The 5,203-nt window shown below is 78.1% G+C and carries 4 protein-coding genes; 1 reads left to right on the forward strand and 3 read right to left on the reverse strand.

Going from position 1 to position 5,203, the window contains the following annotated elements:
- The 3 genes from MNY62_RS25115 to MNY62_RS25125 all read right to left on the reverse strand — a co-directional run.
- On the reverse strand, positions 1–3,263 hold a 3,263-nt coding region (locus MNY62_RS25115), incomplete at its 3' end, for a DUF3857 domain-containing protein (protein WP_242347067.1).
- Positions 3,264–3,330: 67 nt separating this feature from the next.
- Positions 3,331–4,071, reverse strand: coding sequence for an MgtC/SapB family protein (locus tag MNY62_RS25120; protein ID WP_242347068.1), 741 nt, complete (start codon positions 4,069–4,071; stop codon positions 3,331–3,333).
- Positions 4,072–4,126: 55 nt separating this feature from the next.
- Complete coding sequence (locus MNY62_RS25125; RefSeq protein WP_242347069.1) at positions 4,127–4,690, reverse strand: TMEM165/GDT1 family protein; 564 nt, start codon at positions 4,688–4,690, stop codon at positions 4,127–4,129.
- Positions 4,691–4,868: 178 nt separating this feature from the next.
- On the opposite strand from MNY62_RS25125, the gene MNY62_RS25130 reads away from it, so the two are divergent.
- On the forward strand, positions 4,869–5,203 hold a 335-nt coding region (locus MNY62_RS25130), incomplete at its 3' end, for a YwiC-like family protein (protein ID WP_242347070.1).

Consider the following 5,203-nt stretch of genomic DNA (forward strand, 5'->3'; position numbering starts at 1 on the left):
GGGGCGCCCGCGGGGGCGAGCGCCGCGAGGAGGCCGGCCGGCGTTCCCGGATCGCCCACCGAGCCGGGGGCGTCCTCGCGCGCCCAGGCGAGCCAGCGCGCCGCGAGGGCGAGGTCGCCTGCCTCCGCGGCGCGGCGGGCCTCGGCGCCCAGGATCGGCCAGGCCGCCTCGGACGCGAGGAGCCGGAGCGCGCCGCCCTCGCGCACGACGTAGAGCGACGTCGCGCGCTCGCCCGGGGCGGCGGCGAAGCGCAGGCGGAGCCGCGCGCCGGTCGCGGGATCGCCGTCACGGAAGAGCTCGAGGCCGGAGAGCGCGACGTCGAGGAGCAGGTCCGGGGTGACGCCCGCCTCGCGCAGCGAGCGGCGGACCGCGCCGAGCGGCGCAGAGAGCCCGCCGAGGAGCGCCGCGCGCGCGGGCCCGACGGCGCGCGTGGAGAGGAGCGGCTCGAGCTCGCGGGCGGGGTCCGGGGAGGTGAGGGCCGTGACCACGACGGCCTTCGCGAGCCGGGCGGTGTCGTCGCCCTGCGCGGCGACCTCCTTCCACGGGCGGAGCGAGGCGAGCAGATCGGCGAAGCTCGCGACCTCGTCGGCGTCGCGCGCGCCGCGGGCGGCGCTCCGGGCGAGCGCCGCGGCGAGGGGGTAGCGGCGGTCGCGGGCGAGGAGCGAGGCGGCGTCGCGGAGCGCGGTCCTCCCGTCGTCGCCGAGCGCGTCCGCCTCCGCCTCCGCCGGCTTCGCGCCGCGGAGCACCGCCGCAGCGGCGACGAGGATTGCGTTCCGCTCGGGGGAAGGGGTGAGCCCGCGCGCGAGCGCGAGGGCGTCGGCGTGCCGGCCGGCCGCGAACAGCGCCGGGAGGAGCCCCGCATCGTACGGGCCCGCGCCCGCATCCGAGCGGAGCGCCTCGTACTCCGCGAGGGCCGCGCCCACGTCCGCCCCCGGCCCGAGCCGCACGCCCGCGGCGCCGCGCGAGAGGAGCTCCGCGAGGGCGGCGCGCCCTCCGGCGTGGCGCGGGTCGAGCTCTGCGGCCCGCCGGTAGGCGGCGAGCGCGCCGGCGCGATCGTAGCCGTGGCCGAAGCGCCGGCCGACGGCGTCGTGCTCGAGGATCCAGCCCAGCACCCGGTAGCCCCAGGCGCGCGCGGGCTCGAGGGCGATGCCCCGGCGCGCCTCCTCCGCCGCCCCCTCGCCGTCGCCGAGCTCGAGCAGCGCGAGCGCGAGGTGGAGCGGGTGCATCGCCTCGCGCGGGTGCGCGGCGCACAGCCGGCGGAGCTCCGCGAGCCCCTCCTTCACCTGGCCGTCCGCGAGGAGCGCGGAGGCGGTCCGCTCGAGCGCGATCCGCTCCGGCTCCCCGCCGGCGAGGGCGCGTGCGCGCGCGGCGAGCGTGTCCGCGTCGGCCGCGGCGAGCCGCCGGCCGCCGGTGTCGAACACGTAGGTCGCGGTGACCGTGCCGTCCTTCCCGGCGGCGAAGCGGCGCGTGAGCGTCGCCGGACCGAAGCGCTCCACCCCGTCCTCCGGGAGCCGGCGCGCGCGGAAGCCGTCGGGCGGGAAGACGCGGTAGCGGATCTCCCAGCGGTACGGCAGGGAGAGCGCCACGTCGTCGCGGCGCGGCGAGGGCGCGGCCTCGCCCTCGCGCGCCGCGGTCAGGAACGCGGGGAGCGGCTCGAGGACCGGCGCGGCGCCGACCGGCACGAGCGCGTCCTCGTCGCCGGTCTCCGCGAGCGCGCTCTCGTCCGCCTCGACGCGCACGGCGAGCGGCGCGGAGGGGTCGTCGAGGTTCCGCACCTCCGCGCCGAGGAACGTGCCGGCGCGGAGCACCTCTCGCGCGTAGCGCTCGTCCATGCGATCGCGGTGGTCGGCGGGGATCCGCGCGCGGAACTCGCGCTCGCTCGCGGCGAGCGCGCCCGAGAGCTCGCGGGTCTCGACGACGCGGCCGCGGCCGAGCTCGGCGAGGTGCAGCTCCCGCACGGTGAGCGCGGCGTTGTCCGCCGGGCCGGACGCCGGCGTCCGGACGAGGTCGCGCGTCCCGCGGGCCGCGACGAGCGCGAGCTTGCCCTGCAGCTCGAGCGGCAGCGCCCCCGGCGCGAGCCGGGGCGAGGACGGGTCGAGCCAGATCGCGCCGCCCTTGCCGCCGACGTGCACGAGGGCGCGATCGAACACGCCGAGGCCGGGGACCTCGCGCGGCAGGTCGCTCCACTCGGTCGACGCGAGGGCGACCTCGGCCTCGAGGCCGGCGGCGCGCAGGAGCGCGACCCACAGCGCGGCGAGGTCCATCGCGTCCCCCTCGCCCTTCGCGAGCACCTCGGCGGGCTTCCTCGGCGCGAGCGGCGCCTCGTCCACGGGGACTCCGGTCGAGTGCACGCGGGCGCGCAGGAACGCCGAGATCCGGCGCACCGCCTCCTCGCGCTTCGGCCGGCCTGCGCCGAGGGCGGCGCGCGCCTCGCCGCGGAGGTCAGCGCCCGCGATCGCACCCTCGAGGACCGCGCGCACGCGGCCCGCGACGTCGGCCCAGGTCTGCCCCGCCGCGAACGCCACGTACGGCGCGGGGGCGAGCTCGGGCGGCGCGCCGGGCTCCCGCGGCGGCGTCCCGCTCGCGTCGCGGCGCTCGAAGACGAGCGTGCGGACCCCGTTCGCGACGGTCTCGACGGGCGCGAGCTCGAGGCCGCGGACGGCGAAGCGGAGCGGCAGCGCGGCGGGCGCCTCGATGCGGAGCCGCACGAGCCGCGCGGGCGAGACGCCGCCGAGGCGGAACCGCAGGACCGTCCCGGCGACGAACGCGGTCTCGCGCCCGGTCACGACCTGCTCGACCACCGCACCCGCCCGCACCCCCGGGATCGTCCCGGAGAGCTCGCGGCGCGCCGAGGGCGGGCCGCCGGGATCCTCGACGGGTCCCTCGACGAGGGTGGCCGGGTCGAGCGTGAAGACGCCGTCCGCCGCGACGACGCGCGCGCGGATCTCCGGCCGCCCCTCGCTCCACGGCGCCCAGGCCCGCTCGACGCGGGCGGACGCACGCGCGGCCTCGGCGCTCATCGGCCGGTAGACGAGGCGGTAGGTCTGCGCGACGGCGCCCTGCGCGTCGAGCCGGTAGACCCCCTCCTCGAGGAGCACGTCGAGCGGGGCGCCCGGCGGCGACTGGAGCGCGGCGGCGGCGGCCCGGACGGCGGCGGGGTCGGCGGAGAGCGGCGCGCCCTCCCAGGGCGCGGCGGCGTGCGCCGCGCGCGCGGTGAGGAGCGCCGCGGCGAGCGCGGGGAGGAGGCGGAGGTGGGTGGGCACCGCCGCATTCTGGAGGAGAGCCGGGCGGGCCGCCAGCGACGTCGTAGTGGCGACGGCCGCCGCGCCGTCAATCGCCGGAGGGCGAGATCCGGAACTCGCGCACCTGCGCCCGCCCCTCGAGCGCCCGGGCGAGCCGCCCGAAGTTCCGCTCGTCGTGCGTGCTGATCGTCATCCGGTACTCGAAGGACCGCCCCTCGTCCATGACCGCGTAGGAGAGGCCGGCGAGCGCGAACCCGTTCTCCGCGAGCAGCGCGCGCACCGCGTCCTCGCCCATCGCCTCGCCGCGATCGAAGCGGATCCGGTGGTGCGCGAACTTGTGCGCCGGCGCGCGCGCCTCGATCCAGCGGAACAGCGAGAGCACCCCGAGGGTGAGGAGCGTGGCGTAGAGCGCGGGCACGTACTGGCCGGTCCCGGTGAGCACGCCGATGGCCGAGGTGATCCAGATCGACGCCGCGGTGGTGAGCCCGCGGACGGTGAGCCCCTCCTTGAAGATCACGCCCGCGCCGAGGAAGCCGATGCCGGTCATGATCCCTTGCGCCATGCGCGTGGGATCGACCCGGATCGTCTCGGGGGCGCCCCGGAACCACTCCGCCTGGTAGACGGTGACGAGCATGAGGAGGCTCGCCGCGAGGCACACGAGCGCGTGGGTCCGGAACCCGGCAGGCCGGCCGTGGTAGCTGCGCTCCATGCCGATGGCGCCGCCCGCGACGAGCGCGGCGAGCAGGTGGACGAGCGCGTCGCCGTGGGCGCGGGAGACGAGCACGTCGAGGGGCACGGCTGACAGGATCTCCGAGAGCGCGGGCGGCATGGCCCCATCATCCATGCCTCGCGCGCGAGGCGTCGGCGCCGGACGGGGCGCGTGGTCAGGAGCGGAGGGCCGCGACGAGGGAGAGCGCGCCGAAGAGGAAGAAGAGCGACGCGGCCGCCCAGCGCATCTTGCGCGACGAGACCTGGTCCGCGACCCGCTCGCCCAGGAACACCGCGAGCCCGTCCGCGGCGAGCATGCCGAGCGTCGTCCCGATCGTCACGCGGAAGATCGAGTCGAAGCGCGCGGCGAGGGCGACCGTCGCGAGCTGGGTCTTGTCCCCCATCTCCGCGAGGAAGAAGAGGACCATCGTGGTGAGGAAGGCGCCGAACCGCTCCGGTCCGCGCGCCTCGTCGAGGGTGTCCGGCCGGAGCGTCCACACGCCGAAGCCGATGAAGGTCGCGGCGAGGATCGCGGCGAGCACGCGGGCGGGCACGTTCGCCGAGATCCAGGCGCCGACCGACGACGCGAGCGCGTGGTTCGCGACGGTGGCGACGAGGATGCCCGCCATCACCGGCCACGGCTTGCGGAACCGCGTGGCGAGCGAGAACGCGAGGAGCTGGGTCTTGTCGCCCATCTCGCTCACGGCCACGAGCAGGAACGAGCTGAGGATGGCTTGCATGGGCGGCTCCCGGGGGAGCGAACGGATACCCGACGAAGTCGGCCCGGTCAAAGAGACACCCGCCGATCGGTGCGCAGGGCAACGGCGGACCGGTGGTGTCCCGGGGCCGCGCGAGGTAAACCCTCGAACGACGGCAGGTTCCGGCCTGGCCGGCAACTTGCTCAAGGCTCGGCACGTGATGACCTCGACCGCGACCGTCCAGCGCCCGCCCGCTCGCCCCGCCGCTCAGCCCCGCTCGATGCTCCCCCACGAGCACGGCGCGTGGGGCCAGCTCGCGATGCCGCTCCTGACCGCGCTCGCGATCGGGCGGCCCGGGCTCGCGCCGTCGGCGCTCACCGCGGCCGTGGTCCTCGCCTTCGTGGCGCACGAGCCGCTCCTCGTCCTGCTCGGCCAGCGCGGCCGGCGCGTCGCCGAGGAGGAGGGGCCGCGCGCGCGGCGCTGGCTCGCCGCCACGGGCGGCCTCGCCGCCGTCACCGGCGCGGTCGGCATCGCGCTCGCGCCCGCCGCGGCGCG

It is taken from the genome of Anaeromyxobacter terrae, from assembly GCF_022690685.1.
GTDB lineage: Bacteria > Myxococcota > Myxococcia > Myxococcales > Anaeromyxobacteraceae > Anaeromyxobacter > Anaeromyxobacter terrae.